Here is an 18,244-nt window from a genome sequence, read left to right as displayed (position 1 = left end):
TTCGCGTGGTCAGACCTGCCGCCACGCCTCCAGCGCCAGTCCGGGCTCGTCCTTGCGGCGGGTCAGCAGGAGTTGGCCGGTCGACGGCGACAACGTTGCCGCGGCCACCCGGCCGTCGGCGTCGGTGGCGAGGGACACGGCCGCGTCCACGGGCAGTCGGGGACCCGACTCGGTCCACCAGGCGCCCGCGGACTCCCGTTCCGTCGGATACGCGGCGAAGGCGACGCGGCCGCTCGCCGAGCGCTGGGCGAGCAGGGTGCAGTCGTGGCCGTCGAGGTCGCAGCGGACCGCCGAGACCGGGCCGGAGCCGGCCGCGGGCAGCAGGACGGCCGGCTCGCCGCCGGGGCGCCAGGCGCACAGGTCGCCGGAGGTGTCGGTGTAGTAGAGGGTCGTGCTCTCGGGCGAGGTGGCCAGGGCGTGCAGGGTGCCCGGTCGCACCGGGGTCCGCAGGTGCTGCGTCAGGACCGGTTCGGCGCCCGGCTTCTCCTGGCGCCAGTGGAGGATCCCGTCGGAGGCGGCCGCGTACAGCTCGACCCGGCCGGACTCCCCCGTCACCGCCGCGAGCCCGTCCCGGACGTCCTTCCCCTCCAGGTCCCGCCAGGCCTCCCAGCCGCCCTTCTCCTTCTGGGCGAGCAGCCGCACCCCGCCCTGCCCGTCGGGCACGAAGACGTGCGCGCGGCCCTCGGCGTCCACGGCGACCGCGGGCGTGCCCGTGCGGTCGCCCTTCTTCCGCGGATGGCCGACCGGGCTCCAGTCCAGGGCCGCCAGACGCGGCCGGAAGTGCGTGGAGTGGACGAGCCCCGACTCGCCCTTGACGGTGGGCCGCCAGGAGACCAGGTGGGCGTAGCCGTCGGCGCCCTGACCGAGCGCCAGGACGGGGTGCAGCTTCTGGTCGCCGCCCACCGTGCGCGGGGTGGTCCAGGAGCCGCCGGGTTCGCGTTCCGCCCGGCACAGGACGGCGTCGCCCGACAGCTGGTAGACACTGAGCCGGCCGTCGCGGCCGCGCAGAAGCCAGTCGCCGTTCACCGGATCACCTTATTCCGCGGGCCCCAGCGGCCCACGCCCGGGATGCCTACAGCCGCTTGGCGCTGCGGAACAGCTTGGCGTAGAAGCCGTTTCCGTCGAGGCGCGAGACACCTCCCTGGTCTCCGATGGTCGGCCCGTTCTGCTCCTTGCGGCTGGAGATGAAGATCTTGTGGCCCTCGGTGTCCGGGCCGAGGTAGATCGCGGAGTGGTCCATGTGGTTGCCGGTGCGGTGGTCCATCTTGAAGAACAGCAGATCGCCGGGCTGGAGCACGTCGATGTTCTGCGGCCGGACGTACCAGGGGCTCGGGCCCTGGAGCTTGATGATGTCCACGCCCTCCTTGCCGCGGGCCATGCCGTCGGCGGTGCGCGGCAGCCCGTCGCCGTGGTCGTTGTCGGACATCAGCGGGTAGCGGGCCCGGTAGCCGTACACCAGGCGCAGATAGCCGGAGCAGTCCACCGAGCGCAGCCGGTCCTGCTGCGGGTACTGGGTGACGCCGTCCCGGAAGGTGTACGGGATGCCCAGGTAGTCGTAGAAGTCGGTCTGTTCGTAGCGGTCGACGCCGTCGGACTTCAGGGGGCCGTAGTAGGCGTGGCCCGCGTACTGGATGCCCTGGTCGTCCTTCTTGACCGGCGCGCCCACGATGTACTGGAAGGCGAACGCGAAGATGTCGTCCTCCTCGCTGCCGTAGTACTGCTTGAACCAGTCCTTGAACCACTGCTGCTTCTCGGCGCCCTTGGTCCACGGCTCGGGCATCAGGCGCACCCAGTCGTCGGTGACCAGCTTGGTGCTGGTGTTGGACGGTTCGCTGAAGGTGCGGGTCGGGCCCTTGAGGGTGGCGGTGCGGGCGCCGTCGGTGAAGGTGGCGATGACCGCGCCCTTGCCGTCGCGCAGCACCGAGCGCGCCGGGTTGTTCAGCCGTTCCCAGGTCTGCTTGCCGGTCGCCCCGCTCGAGCCGTGCAGGTTCTCGGTGATGGTCTGGGCGGCCGGGAGCTTCGCCTGCTCGTCCTTGCGCAGTTCATAGGTGCAGTAGGCGCTGCCCGCGAGCAGCGCCACGACCGTCACCGTGTGCAGGACGGGGCGGCCTTTGCGCTTCGGCATGGTGGGGGCTCCAGTGATGCGTCGGGTACGGGCGGTTCAGGCGGACGGCATGGCGCCGAGCAGGATGCCGGCGGTCAGCACGACGTAGGTGGCGAGGGTGACCGAGCCGACGGACAGCAGGGTCGCGCCCTTGGGCTGGCGGACCAGCTGGTAGCCGACCAGGCCGGGGACGATGAAGCCGAGGGTCTGGTTGGCGTACAGCAGCGGGAACTCCATCTGCAGCACGATGATCACCGTGGCCTGGATGAGCACGCCGCTGAGCACGACGGCCGCGAACAGCCGCTTGCCGTACAGGATCACGAACTTCTGCATGAGCAGGGTGGCGAGGTAGGTCAGCACGGTGACGCCGACCACCAGCGCGGCCCGCTGGAGGTCCTCGATCAGGGTGAGCGCGAGCCAGCCCGGAGTGATCATGCCGCCCGGCGACAGGTTGGTCGTCAGGTAGCACATGAGCGAGAACATCAGGCCCAGGCCGATGCCGATCGCGGCGATCTCGGGGGTGAGGACGGAGGGGATCAACGCTGTTCTCCTGGGCTGTGCCACTGCTGGCTGTCGTCGGCGGAAGGCTGGGGCGGGAGGCGGGGTTCGAACAGCCCGCGCGACCGGTCCGGTTCGTCCTCCCGGCCGCGGTCGGCGGGCGCCTGCGGTTCGGCCGGCGCCTGCGGCTCGGCGGGGGCGGGCGGGCCGGCCGGGTGCGGCTGGGGCTCGGTCCAGGCGCCGTACGACTGCGCCCGCTCGTGTCCGGCCCCGTGCCCCGGCTCCTCGTGCCGGTGGGGGTGGGCGGCGTCGCGCTGCGCCGGCAGCCGGGGGACGTACGGCTGCTGGTGCTGGGCGTAGCGCGACTCGTACGCCTGCGAGTAGTGCTGGTAGGGGTCGATGCGGGGCGCGTAGAGCTGCATGGTCTCCGAGGAGTCGGTCCCGTCGGGCGCGTGCTCCGTCCGGCGGGCCGGTGCCGTGGCGGCGGCGGGCGCCGGCTCGTCGGCGCTCTCGTCCGGCGGCAGTTCGGCGAGGTGCTCCAGCAGAATCTCGCCCTGCCCGTGGATGTTGCCGATCGCGACCATCGACGAGTCGGGGCCGAGCATGTCCAGCATCTTCGCCATGAACTCCTCGGCGTCGCGCCGGTCGCCGCCGAGGTCCACGGCGCGCGAGCGGAACCCGGCGGGGATCGCGTCGATGGCGGACTTGGCCGGGTGGCCGATGACGAAGACGCGCTCGGGGTCGAGGTCGGGGATGATCTCGCCCATCTGACCGTTGCGTTCGACGCGGTCGGGGCGGCAGTTGATGACCACGTTGAGCGGGCGGTGGATGGCGCCGAGGTCGAGCAGCTGGTTGATGTTCATCAGCGTCGACTCGGGGTCGTTGGCCGCGAAGACGTTGGCGAAGCGCAGCTTCTTCCCGTCGGGCGTCAGGTAGCGCTCGACGGAGAGCACACCGGGGTCCGGCGGGGCGTCGTACATGCCCTGCAGGGCCGTCTCGCGGTCCACGCCGAGGAGTTCGGCGACGGCCAGGGCGATGGCCACGTTCTCCTTGAAGGTGAACCAGCTGAACCCGCGCAGCTCCTCGTCGGTGACCGTCTCGGGGTCGGCGTAGACGAGCTTGCAGTTACGGGCGTCCGCCTCCTCCTGGAGGATGTGGAAGCGGTCCTTCTCGGCGGTGACGCAGATGCCGTCCTCGGGCATCGAGCGGCACAGCGAGCGGGCCACGTCGTCCAGGGTGGGGCCCATCTCGGCGAGGTGGTCCTCGCGGACGTTGCACAGCACGCCGATGGTGGAGCGGATCAGCTTGGACTGGTTGATCTCCTGCAGCGCGGGCATCACGGCCATGCACTCGATGACCAGCGCGTCCGGCTTGTAGGCGGCGGCCCGGCGCACGATGCCGATCTGCTCGACCACGTTGGCGATGCCGAACTTGCGGTAGACCGGCTCCTCGGTGGCGTCCGGGTGGATGAACCGGGCGGCGGTGCCGGTGGTCTTGGCGACGGTGGTGAGGCCGCCGCCGCGCAGGGCGCCCGCGCACAGCCGGGTGATGGAGGACTTGCCGCGGATGCCGTTGACCAGGACCCGGGTGGGGATGTGGTCCAGGTTGGCGAAGTGCCGCCGCTGTTCGACGACGCCCGCGGCGAGCAGTATCGCGCAGCAGACCAGCAGCACGGTGTAGAGGAAGAGCACGGGTGATCAGTTCCTTGTGTACTGCTGGGGCGGGTACTGCTGCGGGGGGTACGGCTCCTGGTACGGCGGCTGCGCCTGCCGTTCGGGCGGATCCTGGCGCGCCCCGCCCGTCCCCGGTGGGTTGGGGCCGGGCGGCGGGGTGCGGCGGGGCTGCTGCCTGCGCTGGCCCTGCAGCTGCTGGCGGATCAGTTCCAGGGAGCGGGTGACGGCGCCGACCTCGTCGTGGTGCTGCGGGAAGAGCACGGTCTTGCGGTCGCCGCCGGCCAGTGCCTCGGCCCGGTCGGCGAGGGTGCGCATCGGCCGGGCGACGACCATGTGCAGCCAGCCCAGGCAGGCGACGGCCGCGGCGGCGCCGAGCAGACCGGCGAGGACGGTGCGGTTCTGGGTGTCGTACTCCGGGATGGGGAGGTGGTCGACGGGCTGCCAGCTGACCACGCTCCAGTGCAGCGACTGGGCCGAGCCGCCGCCGGAGAACGGCGCGGCGGCGGCGATGCGCATCCCGTTGTCCCGGTAGAGCACGCCGCTCGGCTGCGGCTTCTTGCCGAGCCGCTGGGTGCTGGCCTCGACGAGGTCCTTGAGGTGGGCGTCGGGCAGCGACTGGAAGGCGAGGAAGCCGGTGTTGCCGGCGATGACCTTGTTGTGGTCGTCCACGAGCCGGACCACGCCGAGGCCCGGCCGGGTCAGCAGGGCGTTGAAGAACGCGACGCGGAACTCGCCGACCAGCCGGGCGCCGCCCCGGCCGGGTATCTCCGCGGCGGCGACGACCACGGGCTCCTTGCCGCCGCGGCCCAGCAGCCTGAGCGGCTTGTCGGAGATCCGGTTGGCCTGGATCACCTTGGGCTTCTTGCCCTCGCGGGCCTGGATCGCACCGTGGGCGTCGACGACGTAGAGGGAGCGGTAGCGCCTGTTCTCGTTGTAGGTGCGTTCCAGCACCGTCTGCATCGCCTCGCGCGAGGTCTTGTCGCCGATGAGGGAGGCGACGGACTGCAGGTCGGCGTCGCCCTCGTTGAGGGCGCGGCGGACCCGGTCGCTGAGCGTGTCGGTGCGTTCGCGCTGGTCGTTGACGAGCTGCCGGGGCACCTCGGCGGTGCTGTCCGCCCGGTTGACCAGCAGCATCAGCGGAGCGGACCAGGCCAGCAGCAGGACGGCGCAGACCGCGAGGAGGGCGCGGGTGCCGACCCGGCGCACCCCGCTCGGGCGGACGGCCGGGCCGGTGTCCTCGGCGCTCTCGCCGAGCAGTTGGCGGCGCAGCCGTTCCAGGGCGCCTCCGATGCGGTGCGCCTCGCCGTAGCCGGGGACGGTGACGGGCCGGGTCAGGTCGCCGCGGGTGAGCCGGCGGGACTCCAGGAACAGCCTCAGCAGCGGGCGCTGCACGGTGCCCAGCAGCACCGCCACGGCCAGGGCCCCGAGGACGAGCAGGGCGCCGCCCGTGGCCAGCCCCAACACCGGGGACTGGGCCCGGCCGGACTCCTCGGTCACCCTCACCATCGAGACCACGGACAGGCCGAGCCCGGTGGCGGTGGTGCGCTCGCCGGGCTCGGCCGCGGCGAGCGTGGCGTATCCGGCGACGGAGCGGTCGCCGGACAGCTTGCCGCCGAGCAGGCTGCCGCTGACGCCCTGATAGCCGCCGGTGCCGGGTTCCTTGCTGCTGCGCGGGTCCTGCTGGGCGCGGCGGGCGGCCTGCCCGGCGAACTCCTTCAGCTGCTCGCGGGAGGCCGTGAGGTCCTTGCGGTCGATGCTGTTGCGCGCCGACGCGGGGTCGGCGATGCCGTCCTCGCTGAGGATCGTGCCGCCGGAGTCGACGACGGCGATGGAGCGGAACTGGCCGAGGCTGATGCCGGGGAACTTCAGGTTCCGGGAGGCGACCAGCAGCAGCTGCGGCTTGCCCGGCCAGGTCAGCAGCCCGAAGGACAGCAGCCGTACCTCGCCGTTCTGCTGCTGGACCATGCGCGGGGCCAGCCCGTCCTCGCCGCTGAGCGAGGACAGGTCCACGGAGGTCAGCGGCACCGTCTCGCCGCGGGCCGCGACCAGCTTGCCGGTGCGGATCTCGACGACGGCGGTGCCCATCCACTTCTGGTAGGTGCTGCCGAGCTTGTCGAGGACGGCGTCGCCGGTGACCGGCTGCCCGGCGCTGAACAGTGCGGCGGACCGGGTGACGTCCTTGACGGACTCGTCGATGGAGGCGCGCAGCGCGATGGCGCCGTCCTCGGCGAAGTGCTGCTGGGAGGTCAGCACCGCCTTCGGCACGCCCGTGTTGTCGACGCGTCCCAGCACCAGGGCCGTGATGCCGGAGAGCGTCAGCAGCAGCACCGAGAGGACCGCGATCGGCGGACGGATGCCTCCGATCAGCGACATGTCGGCTCGCAGGCGGGCTTTGTGCTGCCGCGCCGGGGGCGGTGACGCCACAGGAGGTCTCCTCTTGAAATGCGGTCCGGGCGCGCCGATGGAAAGACCGCACCCGGAAACCTCAGACAGACAAGAGGCCGGTTAAGTTGCAGTAAGTACCACGTGATCTGCGCAACATCGCGCAGCATCCGGACAAGGAAGGACAAATGCCGTGCAGTTCGGGACCGGTACGGCGGCTATGCGGGCAGCGGGGTGAGCGGCTTGAGTCCGTCGGCGCCCGCGCCGCGGTTGAGCAGGGTGCCCTCGGTGCGCTCGAAGGCCAGCCGCAGCCGGGCCCGCTGGGCGTCGGTGAGGCCGTGGTCGTCGCGGAGCGCGGCCGGCACGTCCAGCAGCCGGTAGTCCTTCGCGTCGTCGCCGGTGCGGTCGGCGGTGCCTCCGTCGCGGACGTTCTCGGCGTCCGGCGGGATCGTCAGCAGCGTCGGCTCGAAGCGCGGCTGGACGTCCCAGTGGCCCTTGCCGTGTTCGGTGAAGGTGAACCAGGCGATCACGCCCTCCTCGGTCAGACCGGTGGGCACCTCGTGCCGGGCGATCTGGTTGCCGAGCCCGTAGGAGATCCAGGTCCCGTCGACCTTCTCCAGCGGCTCGACGACGTGCGCGTGGTGGCCGACGACCAGGTTGATGCCGGTGTTCCGGGCGATCTGCCGGGCGAAGGAGATCTGTGCGGCCGACGGTTCCGGGTGGTGCTCGCGGCCCCAGTGCAGGGAGAGGATCACCACCTCGGCGCCCGCCTTGCGGGCCCGCTGCTCGGCGGCCTTGATCCGGCCGAGGTCCTGGAGGTTGGCCAGCCAGGGCTTGTCCTTCGGCAGCTTGTGCGGCTCGTTGAAGCCGTACGCGTAGGAGAGCTGCGCGACCTTGACGCCCTTGACGTCCATGATCAGCGGGGTGTCCGCCTCCTTCTCGGTGCGGGCGGAGCCGGTGTGCTTCAGACCGGCGGCGTCCAGGGCGTCCAGGGTGCGCTTCACGCCGTCGTAGCCGTGGTCGAGGGTGTGGTTGGAGGCGGTGGAACAGGTGTCGTAGCCGATGTCCTTGATGGTCTTCGCCTGCTGCGGCGGCACCTGGAAGTCGGGGAAGCCCGCGAACGGGCCCCGTGCCGGGCCCATCACCGGCTCGAAGTGGCAGATCGCCAGGTCCGCCTTGCTGATCAGCGGCTTGATGCCGGCCATCATGGGCCCGAAGTCCATGCCGTCCACGCCCTTGCCGGTGCGCTTCGCGTCCTTGCGCGCCTGGTCGACCAGTTCGGGGTGCATCAGGATGTCCCCGGCGGCCGCGACGGTGAAGGAGCGCCCGCCGCCCTGGGCGTCGTCGGAGAGGAGGCCGCAGCCGGAGACGGCGGCGAGCAGGGAGAGCGGGGTCAGCAGGGACAGCAGGGTCCGGCTAGGTCTGTTCACCGGGATATCTTGATACAACCATGAGAGCCCCTCGCTCACGCACCATAACGATCGCAGCACTTCTGCTGGTCATCGCCTCTGTCGCCGTCGGCCTCACCAGCCGGCTCCGGGCCGGGGGCGGCGACGCGCATGACGCCGGCCGGCCCGCTGCGAAGGGGGCCGCGCGGGTCGACCTGGCGCGGGAGGTGGCGGACTACACGAGCCGGTTCGGCCCCGGACACGGGTATCTGCCGCCCGGCCGGGCCGACCGCGAGGACATCGCGGCGGCGATCGGCCTGCTGCTCGACGGACAGCGCGCACCAGCGGAACGACGGCTCGCGGCACGGGACTTCACCGTGCGCACGATCGTCGACCGGCCCACCGGCCGCCGCTACGCCGAGGTGGCCGACCGCACCGACTCCGCGGTGGCGCCGCGCGGCTGGGGCCGGGTCTACCTCGACCTGGACCACCGCCCGAGCTGGTCGGTGCAGGTCCCGCACCCCGGCTTCGACCTGGGCACCGAGCAGCTGGGCGTGCGGGTGCTGCGCGGCTCGCCCGGCGGGGTCCTGGTGATCGCGGGGGCACACCGCAAAGCGGGAGCCGGCAACTCCGCGGACGTGGCGCACCGCACGGACACCGTCTTCCACGCCGTCTGCGCCGAGCTGGCCCGGCGCGGGATGCCCGGCGTCCAGCTGCACGGCTTCGCCGCCTCCGCCGTGCCCGGCTACGACGTGGTCGCCTCCACCGGCGCCGGGTCGGCGGGCCGGCAGGACGGGCGCGAGCTGGCCGACGCCCTGCGCGGCCGGGGGTTCCGGGTGTGCCGGGCCTGGGCGCGGTCCTGTCCGCTGGAGGGCCGCACGAACATGCAGGGCAAGGTGGCCGACGCCGACCATGTGCCGTTCCTGCACGTCGAGTTCTCCCCCGAGGTACGCGCCGGCGGCGGGCCGGCCGAGCGGGCGGCGGCCGCGATCGCCGCGGTCACGGGCCGGTGGGCCGGGGAACCGGCGCGGCCCGCATCCACGGGACCCGTGACAGACTGAGCCCTCCAGGAGCACGGAAGAGCAAGGCTGCTACCGCTATGACGGATCCCTCGGTCGCCGGGCGCGAGCCCCTGCCCCTGCTCGTCGTCGACGGCGCGAACGTCGTGGGCTCGGTGCCCGACGGCTGGTGGCGGGACCGCCGGGGCGCCGCCGAACGGCTGCGCGACCGGCTGGCGCCGCTCGCCCTGACCGGCGTGGCCGGCCTGCCCGGTCCGCTGGAACTGGTCCTGGTGGTGGAGGGCGCGGCCCGGGGTGTGGCCTCGGTGCCCGGGGTGCGCGTCGAGGACGCGCCCGGCAGCGGCGACGACCGCATCGTGGACCTCGCGGCGGCGGCCGGCGACCGCCCGTGCCTCGTCGTCACGGCCGACCGGGAGCTGCGCCGCCGGGTCCGGGAACACGGGACCGAGGTCACCGGGCCGCGCACGGTACTGGGCTGAGAGCGGGACGGGCCCTTGGATTCAACCGGACCAGACTCGCAGCCGCCCGGTGCGGGCGGTCACGGGGTGTTTCCGGGGGACGGCCGGGGCTCATCGGCGGGGGCCCGCACTCCCGGGGCCAGCCGGCTGTGCGTGCGGCCGTAGAGGAAGTAGACGACGAAACCGATCACCATCCAGATCGCGAACCGCAGCCAGGTCTCGGCCGGCAGGTTGAGCATCAGCCACAGCGAGGCGCACACCGACAGGACCGGGATGACCGGCACCCACGGGGTGCGGAAGGCGCGCGGCAGGTCCGGGCGGGTCCGGCGCAGGATGATCACGCTGATCGCGACGACGACGAACGCGAAGAGCGTGCCGATGTTCACCAGCTCGGCCAGCTCGCTCAGGCTGGTGAAGCCGGCGACGATCGCGATGATCACGCCCAGCAGGATGGTCGGCCGGTGCGGGGTGCGGAAGCGCGGGTGGACCCGGGAGAAGAAGCGCGGCAGCAGCCCGTCGCGGCTCATCGCGAAGAACACCCGGGTCTGGCCGAGCAGCAGGATCATGCACACCGTGGTCAGGCCGACGGCGGCGCCGAAGCTGATGACACCCGCGTACCAGGGGTGCCCGATGGACTTGAAGGCGTCGGCGAGCGGCGCCTCCACGGACAGCTTGGAGTACTTCTCCATGCCGGTGACGACGATGGAGACGGCGACGTACAGCACGGTGCAGACGAACAGGGAGCCGAGGATGCCGCGCGGCATGTCCCGCTGCGGGTTGCGGGTCTCCTCGGCGGCCGTGGCGACGATGTCGAAGCCGATGAACGCGAAGAACACCACCGAGGCGGCGGTGAAGATGCCCATCACGCCGAAGTTGGCGGGCGCCCAGCCGAAGATCAGCTGGATCAGCGGGGCCTTCAGGTTCCCGCCCGCCGGCACCGGCTGGGGGTGCGGGACGAACGGCGTGTAGTTGGCGGAGTCGATGAAGAAGGCGCCGGCGACGATCACGATGAGGACGACGACCACCTTGATGGCCACCACCAGCGAGGTGATCCGCGCCGACAGCTTCATGCCGAGGACGAGGATACCGGTGAGCACCAGCACCAGGGCGGCGGCGAGGATGTCGAAGCCGAAGCCGGAGGCGGTGTCCCGGCTGGCCAGGTAGTCCGGCAGATGCCATCCGATGTTGTCCAGCAGGGAGCGGATGTAACCCGACCAGCCGACCGCCACCACCGCCGTCCCGAGCGCGAACTCCAGCACCAGGTCCCAGCCGATGATCCAGGCGGGCAGCTCGCCCAGGGAGGCGTAGCTGAACGTGTACGCCGAGCCGGCCACGGGGACCGTGGACGCGAACTCGGCGTAGCAGAGGGCGGCGAGCGCGCAGACCACGCCGGCCACCACGAAGGCCAGGGCCACCGCCGGGCCGGCGTTGTTCTTGGCGACCTGTCCGGTGAGGACGAAGATGCCGGTGCCGATGATGACGCCGACGCCGAAGACGGTCAGGTCGAGCGCGGAAAGGGATTTCTTGAGCGAATGCTCCGGTTCCTCGGTGTCCTGGATGGACTGCTCGACGTTCTTCGTCCTGAACAGCGCGCTGCTCACGTACCTACCTCCCACGCTCGGGGGCCACGCCCTGGCCCGTCATGATCGAGAGGGTCGGGATGCGTATGCCCCGGCACTGGCAGGTTCACGCAAGCGGGCCGGTTCCGCCACCGCAAGGAGTGGCGGGACCGGCCCGTGAGGGGCGCGTTCCCGGGTCAGTCGCGCGCGGGCTCGACCGAGTCCACCTCGGCGGCCGTACGGTCGGCGGAGGTCCCCTCGCTGGGGCGGAGCCGGGAGTGGGGGATGCCGTCCAGCTTGGCGACCAGTCCGGTGACCTGGCGGGCGATGTCCGGGGCGGTCAGGCCGATCTCGGCGAGGACCTCGGCGCGGGAGGCGTGGTCGAGGAAGCGCGGCGGGATGCCGAAGTCGCGCAGCGGCACGTCCACCCCGGCGTCGCGCAGGGCCTGGGCGACCGCGGAGCCGACGCCGCCGACGCGGCTGTTGTCCTCGACGGTGACGACGACCCGGTGCCGCTCGGCGAGCGGGGCCATGGCCTCGTCGACGGGCTTGACCCAGCGCGGGTCGACGACGGTGGTGGAGATGCCCTGCTTGTCGAGCAGGCCGGCGATCTCCAGGCACATCGGGGCAAGGGCGCCCACGGAGACCAGCAGCACGTCCGGCCGGTCGGCGCCGGGCTCCCGCAGCACGTCCATGCCGCCGACGCGGCCCACGGCCGGTACGGCGGGGCCGACGGCGCCCTTGGAGAAGCGCACCACGGTCGGCGCGTCGTCGACGGCGACGGCCTCCCGCAGCTGGGCCCGCACCTGCTCGGCGTCGCGCGGCGCGGCGAGCCTGAGGCCCGGCACGACCTGGAGGATGGACATGTCCCACATGCCGTTGTGGGAGGCGCCGTCGGTGCCGGTGACGCCGGCCCGGTCCAGCACGAAGGTCACCCCGCACCGGTGCAGGGCCACGTCCATGAGGACCTGGTCGAAGGCGCGGTTGAGGAAGGTGGCGTACACCGCGAAGACCGGGTGCAGCCCGGCGTACGCGAGGCCCGCGGCGGAGACGGCGCCGTGCTGCTCGGCGATGCCGACGTCGTACACCCGTTCGGGGAAGCGCTTGGCGAACTTGTCCAGGCCGACGGGCTGGAGCATGGCCGCCGTGATGGCGACGACGTCCTCGCGCTCCTCGCCGAGCCTGACCATCTCGTCCCCGAAGACGGAGGTCCAGTCGGCGCCCGAGCTGGCGATCGGCAGGCCGGTGTCCGGGTGGATCTTGCCGACGGCGTGGAAGCGGTCGGCCTCGTCCTGCAGGGCGGGCTGGTAGCCGCGGCCCTTCTCGGTGAGGCAGTGCACGATGACCGGCCCGCCGAACCGCTTGGCCCGCGCCAGCGCCGACTCCAGCGCCTCGATGTCGTGACCGTCGATCGGGCCGACGTACTTCAGGCCCAGGTCCTCGAACATGCCCTGCGGGGCGATGAAGTCCTTGAACCCCTTCTTCGCCCCGTGCAGGGTCTCGTAGAGCGGCCTGCCGACGACGGGCGTGCGCTCCAGCAGCTCCTTCGTGCGGGCGAGGAACCGCTCGTAGCCGTCGGTCGTCCGCAGGGTGGCCAGGTGGTTGGCGAGACCGCCGATGGTGGGCGCGTACGACCGCTCGTTGTCGTTGACGACGATGACCAGGGGGCGGTCCTTGGCGTCGGCGATGTTGTTGAGGGCCTCCCAGGCCATGCCGCCGGTGAGGGCGCCGTCACCGATGACGGCGACGACGTGGCTGTCGCGCTTCTTCAGCTGGTTGGCCTTGGCGATGCCGTCCGCCCAGCCGAGCACCGTGGAGGCGTGGCTGTTCTCGATGACGTCGTGCTCGGACTCGGCCTGCGAGGGGTAGCCGGACAGGCCGCCCTTCATCTTCAGCCGGGAGAAGTCCTGCCGGCCCGTGAGCAGCTTGTGCACGTAGGACTGGTGGCCGGTGTCCCAGAGCACCTTGTCCTTCGGAGAGTCGAAGACCCGGTGCAGGGCGATGGTCAGCTCCACCACGCCGAGGTTGGGGCCCAGGTGCCCGCCGGTCTTGGAGACCTCCTGGACGAGGAAGGTCCGGATCTCCTCCGCCAGCTGGTCCAGCTCCTCCAGGCTGAGCCGGTCCAGATCGCGCGGTCCCCTGATGCGGGTCAGCAGCGGCACCCGTGCCTCCTTGCAATAGAGCTGATCGAGCTTTCGCCGGGCTCGCCCGAGTCTAATGTTCATGCTTTGCCCGACACGACAGCGCCCGGCACGTTTCCCGTGCCGGGCGCTGTCGTCCATCCGGGGCCGCTACGCGCGACCAGCGCTCTTCTGCGTCTTGCGGGTCACCGCGTCGATGACCACTGTGGCGAGCAGAACACCGCCGGTGATCATGTACTGCACCGGCGAGGCGATGCCCTGCAGCGCGAGGCCGTACTGGATCGAGACGATCACCAGCACACCGAGGAGCGCGTTCCAGGTGCGGCCACGCCCGCCGAAGAGGGACGTGCCACCGATCACGGCCGCCGCGATCGCGTTCATCAGCAGGTCACCGCCACCGGCGCCCTGGTTGGCGGACGCGATCTTGGAGGCGATGAACAGACCGCCGATCGCCGCGAACGTACCGGAGATGGCGAACACCGAGATGCGGACCATGTCCACGTTGATGCCGGCACGGCGGGACGCCTCGACGCTGCCGCCGAGCGCGAAGACCTTGCGGCCGTAGGAGGTGCGGCGCAGCGCGAAGTCCGTGATGAACAGCACGGCGACGAAGATCACCACGGCCAGCGGCAGGCCCTTGTACTGGTTGAAGACGATCGCGGCGGCGAAGGCCACGACGGCCAGCAGCACGGTGCGCAGGACGGTCTCGCTCAGCGGGCGGGACGGCACGCCAGCGGCCTCGCGGCGCTTGTTGCCGAAGTAGGAGCTGAGGAAGAACAGCACCGTCACCGCGATGGCCAGACCGTAGGCGGCGGCCACGTCGGAGAAGTAGTAGCTGGTGAGCTTGGCGACGAGACCGGTGTCGTTCAGGTTGATCGTGCCGTTGTCGCCGAGGATCTTGAGCATGAGGCCGTTCCAGAACAGCAGACCGGCCAGGGTGACCGCGAACGCCGGCACGCCGATCTTCGCGAAGAAGAAGCCCTGCAGCGCGCCCGCGACCGTCCCGGTGAGGATCGACAGCACCAGTGCCAGGATCTCGTTCATGCCGTGGGTGACGTTGAGCACCGCGAAGGTGGCACCCGCGACACCGGAGAGCGAACCGACCGACAGGTCGATCTCGCCGAGCAGCAGCACGAACACGATGCCGACGGCGATCATGCCCGTGCCGACCATGGCGACGGAGATGTCGGAGAGGTTGCCCGCGGTGAGGAAGTTGGAGTTCAGGCTCTGGAAGATGATCCAGATGATCGCCAGGCCGATGACGACCGGGATGGAGCCGAGGTCGCCGGCCTTCATCTTGCGCTTGAACTCGGTGACGTAGCCCGCGAGGCCCTGCTCACGCACCAGCAGACGGGGGTCGACAGCGACGTCGGAGCCGCGTGCTGCCTCGGGGTTCTCCACGGGTGTGTCCTCGGGGGGCGTGGAGGTCTTGTCGATGCTCACTTCTTGATCTCCCCATTGCTGCGCGCCGCACGACGGGTCACGGCGTTGTCCGTGGCGCCGGTGATGGCGGAGATGATCTCTTCCTGCGAGGTCGACTTGACCTCGAAGACGCCGTTGTTCTTGCCCAGACGCAGGACGGCCACCTTGTCGGCGACGGCCTTGACGTCGGCCATGTTGTGGCTGATGAGGATCACGGCGTGACCGCGCTCCCGCAGCCTCTCCACCAGGTCGAGGACCTGGGCGGTCTGCTCGACGCCGAGCGCGGCGGTGGGCTCGTCGAGGATGACCAGCTTGGGCTCGCCGAGCATGGAGCGGGCGATGGCCACGACCTGGCGCTGGCCGCCGGAGAGCGAGGCGATCGGGATGCGGACGCTGGGGATGCGGATGGAGAGCTGGTCCAGCAGCTCGCGCGAGCGGCGCTCCATCTCGACCTCGTCCAGCACACCGCGGCGGCGGATCTCCCGGCCGAGGAACAGGTTGCCGACGACGTCGATGTTGTCGCACAGCGCGAGGTCCTGGTACACCGTCGCGATGCCCAGGTTCTGGGCGTCGTGCGGCTTGTTGACCTGGACGGCCTTGCCGTCCCATTCGATGACGCCCTCATCGATGGGGTGCACGCCGGCGATCGTCTTGACCAGCGTGGACTTTCCGGCACCGTTGTCGCCCACCAGGGCGACCACCTCACCGGCGTGGACCTCAAGCTCTACGTCGGTGAGCGCCTGAACGGCACCGAACCGCTTGGAGACCCCGCGCAACGCCAGCACGGGCGTAGCGGACACGTGAACCATCTCCTTCGCCGCCTGACCCGGCGGGAGGTTGTGCAGAAGTTTGGGGGGTAGATCCGTCCGGCGCCCCGCACCGAGCTTGCGGGGCTGTTTGTGTGCGTGGGCGCCGGAGGAGCTTGTGGGCGCCTTTCCCACCGGGGGGAGATTCAGGAGTGAATTCTCCCGGAGGGAAAGGCTCGTGCGGCTGCTTACTTCAGGCCGATCTTGTCGCAGGCGGCCTTGTACTGCGAGGTGCAGATGTCGGCGACCGTGTAGACGCCGTCCTTGATGACGGTGTCCTTGATGTTGTCCTTGGTCAGCGCGGTGACGGGCACCAGGACCGAGGGCACCTGCTTGGTGGTCGGGCTGTCGACCTTGTCCTTGGCGACGGAGTCGAGCGACTTGCCCTGGGCGAGGTCCACGGCCATCTCGGCGGCGGCGGCGGCCTCGGGAGCGTACGGCTTGTAGACGCTCATGTACTGCTCACCGGCGACGATGCGCTGGACACCCGCGAGCTCCGCGTCCTGGCCGGTGACCGGGATGTTGGAGATGCCGGCGGCCTTGAGGGCGGTGATGATACCGCCGGCCATGCCGTCGTTGGCGGAGTAGACGCCGATGATGTTCTTCTTGCCCAGAGCGGAAATGGCGCCCTCCATGTTGGAGTTGGCGTTCTCCGGCTTCCACTCCTTGGTGTCGTACTCCTTGCCGACGTTCACCTTGCCGTCGAGCACCTCGTGGGCGCCCTTCTTGAACTGCGCGGCGTTCGGGTCGGTGGAGGAGCCGTTCATCATGACGATCTTGCCCGACTTGGCCTTGGAGCCCAGGGCCTTCAGCAGGGCCTCGCCCTGGGTCTTGCCGACCGTCTCGTTGTCGAAGGACGTGTACGCGTCGATCGGGCCCTGCGCCAGGCGGTCGTAGGCGACGACCGGGATGCCGGCGTCCTTCGCCTTCTGGACCGAGTTCTTGATGGCCGCGGCGTCCACCGCGTCCACGATCAGGACGTCCACCTTGTTGGTGACCATGGTGTCGACCTGCTGGTTCTGCAGGCTGGCGTCCTGCTTGGCGTTGGCGTAGACGATCTTGCCCTTGCCGTTCGTGAGCTCCTTGACCTTCTTCTCGATCAAGGGCTTGTCGAACTTCTCGTAACGGGCGGTCTGGTTCTCCGGCAGGAGCAGGCCGACCGTGATGGCGTCGCCCTTCTTGGGGCTGGAAGACTTGGAGGAGCCGCCACCGGACTCCTTGGCGCTGCCACAGGCGGCGAGAGAGACGGCCATGGCACCAGCAGCAACGGCGAAGGCCGCACGACGCATACGCGTGTTCACTTCAGAAACCTCCCTGACGAGGCCGCGTCGTTGCGGCCGAGGTGGCTGGAAGTCAACTCGGCCACACGTGCGACGTCAAGAAGTAAATCCTTAACGAGATGGCAACGGTGCCATCCGTTTTCTAAGTGAAGGCAGGGGCCGCCATCGGCAGCGACCCGTCCAAAAGAGTCGAATCACCCATCTCGCTGAGGGCGAGGGCGAGCGCTCCGAGCACCTCGGCACGGCCGCCAAGTGCCCCCGGGAGAACGGACAGTTGACGCGCCGCACTGGGAATGGCGTAGCGGCCGACGGACTCCCTGATCGGCCCGAGCACCAGCTCACCGGCCTCGGCGAGATCACCGCCGAGCACCACCCGGCTCGGGTTCAGCAGATTGCAGAGATTGGCCACCCCACTGCCGATGTGGCGGCCGACGTCGGCGATCACCCGACGGCAGCCCGGGTCTCCGTCCCTGGCCAGCCGCACGATGCCTTCCATGGTCAGGTCGGGGCCGTGACTGGGCTGGAGCAGCGGGAGCACATAGCGCGCGGCCGCGAACGTCTCCAGGCAGCCGCGGTTCCCGCAACGGCAGACCGGGCCGGACTCATCGAGTGTAATATGTCCGATTTCACCGGCCGTGCCGCCCGGGCCGCGGTAGATCTTGCCGTCGATCACCAGACCGGCGCCGACACCGCTCGCCACCTTGATGTACGCGAGGTCCCGCACGCCCTTCCCGCTGCCCCAGACCAGCTCGCCGAGGGCGCCGAGGTTGGCGTCGTTGTCCACGTGCACCGGCACGCCGAGCCGCTCGCGCATCTCCTCGGCGGGCTTGGTGCCGCCCCAGCCGGGCAGGATCGCCGTGGACCCCAGCGTGCCCGACTCCACGTCGATCGGGCCCGGCACGCCGAGCCCCACGCCGGCCACCTTGGACCGGTTCACGCCGGTCGCCGCGATCAGGCGGCTGACCAGCTCCTCCGCCCGGTCGAAGCCCTGGTCGGCGGAGGCGTCGACGTCGAGCGGCTCTGCCTCCTCGGCCAGCACCTGGTGGGCGAGGTTCCCGATCGCGACGCGCAGATGGGTGTGCCCGAAGTCGACGCCGATCACGATCCCGGCGTCCCCGCTCAAGCTGACGCTGCGGGCCCGCCGCCCGCCCGCCGACGTGGGCGTGACCTCGACGGTTCCGCCGTCCTTCAGCTCCCGCACGATGTTGGAGACGGTCGCGGCCGACAGACCGGTCGTCCGCGCGATCTCCGCCTGCGTGAGGGACCCGGCCAGGCGAACGGCCCGTACGACCCGCTCCAGGTTGGCTCGGTGCAGCGACGACTGCGACCCTGGAGTCTCCACGACGACCTCCTGAGCGCGGGGCCGCTTCGGCGAGGCCCCGCGTATGTCCAACTAGTGAACTCTAAGCTGAGCCGTTCGGGGTGACTCACGTCAAGAGGTTGAGCCGTTTCCGGGTACCCGGGACACGCGTGCGCACGCCGCCCCGAAGGCCGGGACGGCGTGCGCACGGCCG

14 protein-coding genes are annotated in these 18,244 nt (G+C 70.8%); 2 read left to right on the top strand and 12 right to left on the bottom strand.

The genetic code is table 11. The features are described 5' to 3' along the window. Positions 1-9 precede the first annotated feature (9 nt). From AB0950_RS13265 to AB0950_RS13240, 6 genes are all read right to left on the bottom strand, one after another. Positions 10-1,026 (bottom strand): hypothetical protein, encoded by a 1,017-nt coding sequence (locus AB0950_RS13265; RefSeq protein WP_366778525.1) that lies wholly within the window; start codon positions 1,024-1,026, stop codon positions 10-12. A 46-nt stretch (positions 1,027-1,072) separates the two neighbouring features. Beyond that, a complete protein-coding gene (locus AB0950_RS13260; RefSeq protein WP_360147835.1) occupies positions 1,073-2,125 on the bottom strand; it encodes an NlpC/P60 family protein in 1,053 nt (350 codons plus the stop codon). Positions 2,126-2,161: 36 nt separating this feature from the next. Continuing rightward, the gene (locus AB0950_RS13255) at positions 2,162-2,644 is read right to left on the bottom strand and encodes a poly-gamma-glutamate biosynthesis protein PgsC/CapC (RefSeq protein WP_360147838.1); all 483 of its coding nucleotides are present in this window, start codon (positions 2,642-2,644) and stop codon (positions 2,162-2,164) included. Further along, positions 2,641-4,293, bottom strand: a complete 1,653-nt coding sequence (gene pgsB / locus AB0950_RS13250) for a poly-gamma-glutamate synthase PgsB (protein ID WP_360147841.1) — start codon at positions 4,291-4,293, stop codon at positions 2,641-2,643. The genes AB0950_RS13255 and pgsB overlap by 4 nt, the downstream gene beginning before the upstream one ends. A gap of 6 nt (positions 4,294-4,299) precedes the next feature. Further along, positions 4,300-6,648, bottom strand: a complete 2,349-nt coding sequence (locus AB0950_RS13245) for a HAMP domain-containing protein (protein WP_366778523.1) — start codon at positions 6,646-6,648, stop codon at positions 4,300-4,302. Positions 6,649-6,875: 227 nt separating this feature from the next. Beyond that, a complete protein-coding gene (locus tag AB0950_RS13240; protein WP_366778522.1) occupies positions 6,876-8,087 on the bottom strand; it encodes a CapA family protein in 1,212 nt (403 codons plus the stop codon). Positions 8,088-8,107: 20 nt separating this feature from the next. On the opposite strand from AB0950_RS13240, the gene AB0950_RS13235 reads away from it, so the two are divergent. Beyond that, the gene (locus AB0950_RS13235) at positions 8,108-9,106 is read left to right on the top strand and encodes a hypothetical protein (protein WP_366778521.1); all 999 of its coding nucleotides are present in this window, start codon (positions 8,108-8,110) and stop codon (positions 9,104-9,106) included. A gap of 38 nt (positions 9,107-9,144) precedes the next feature. Continuing rightward, positions 9,145-9,543, top strand: a complete 399-nt coding sequence (locus tag AB0950_RS13230; protein ID WP_366778520.1) for an NTP pyrophosphohydrolase — start codon at positions 9,145-9,147, stop codon at positions 9,541-9,543. A 59-nt stretch (positions 9,544-9,602) separates the two neighbouring features. Here AB0950_RS13230 and AB0950_RS13225 read toward each other — a convergent pair whose 3' ends face one another. From AB0950_RS13225 to AB0950_RS13200, 6 genes are all read right to left on the bottom strand, one after another. Continuing rightward, positions 9,603-11,123 (bottom strand): amino acid permease, encoded by a 1,521-nt coding sequence (locus tag AB0950_RS13225; protein ID WP_360147856.1) that lies wholly within the window; start codon positions 11,121-11,123, stop codon positions 9,603-9,605. Positions 11,124-11,278: 155 nt separating this feature from the next. Further along, complete coding sequence (dxs, locus tag AB0950_RS13220; protein ID WP_360147859.1) at positions 11,279-13,243, bottom strand: 1-deoxy-D-xylulose-5-phosphate synthase; 1,965 nt, start codon at positions 13,241-13,243, stop codon at positions 11,279-11,281. 129 nt (positions 13,244-13,372) lie between these two features. Further along, a complete protein-coding gene (locus AB0950_RS13215) occupies positions 13,373-14,665 on the bottom strand; it encodes a sugar ABC transporter permease (RefSeq protein ID WP_360147862.1) in 1,293 nt (430 codons plus the stop codon). Continuing rightward, entirely contained in the window at positions 14,662-15,453 is a 792-nt protein-coding gene (locus AB0950_RS13210; RefSeq protein WP_055706661.1) for an ATP-binding cassette domain-containing protein, read from the bottom strand. The genes AB0950_RS13215 and AB0950_RS13210 overlap by 4 nt, the downstream gene beginning before the upstream one ends. 185 nt (positions 15,454-15,638) lie before the next feature. Further along, on the bottom strand, positions 15,639-16,739 hold the full coding sequence (locus tag AB0950_RS13205) for a substrate-binding domain-containing protein (RefSeq protein ID WP_360148543.1): 1,101 nt from the start codon (positions 16,737-16,739) through the stop codon (positions 15,639-15,641). Between the two features lie 133 nt (positions 16,740-16,872). Continuing rightward, the gene (locus tag AB0950_RS13200; RefSeq protein ID WP_360147866.1) at positions 16,873-18,072 is read right to left on the bottom strand and encodes an ROK family transcriptional regulator; all 1,200 of its coding nucleotides are present in this window, start codon (positions 18,070-18,072) and stop codon (positions 16,873-16,875) included. Positions 18,073-18,244: the final 172 nt, after the last annotated feature.

The organism is Streptomyces sp. NPDC007189 (assembly GCF_040703635.1).
GTDB lineage: Bacteria > Actinomycetota > Actinomycetes > Streptomycetales > Streptomycetaceae > Streptomyces.
The sequence above is the reverse complement of the archived record's forward strand: the minus strand, read 5'-3'. Positions and strand labels throughout refer to the sequence as shown.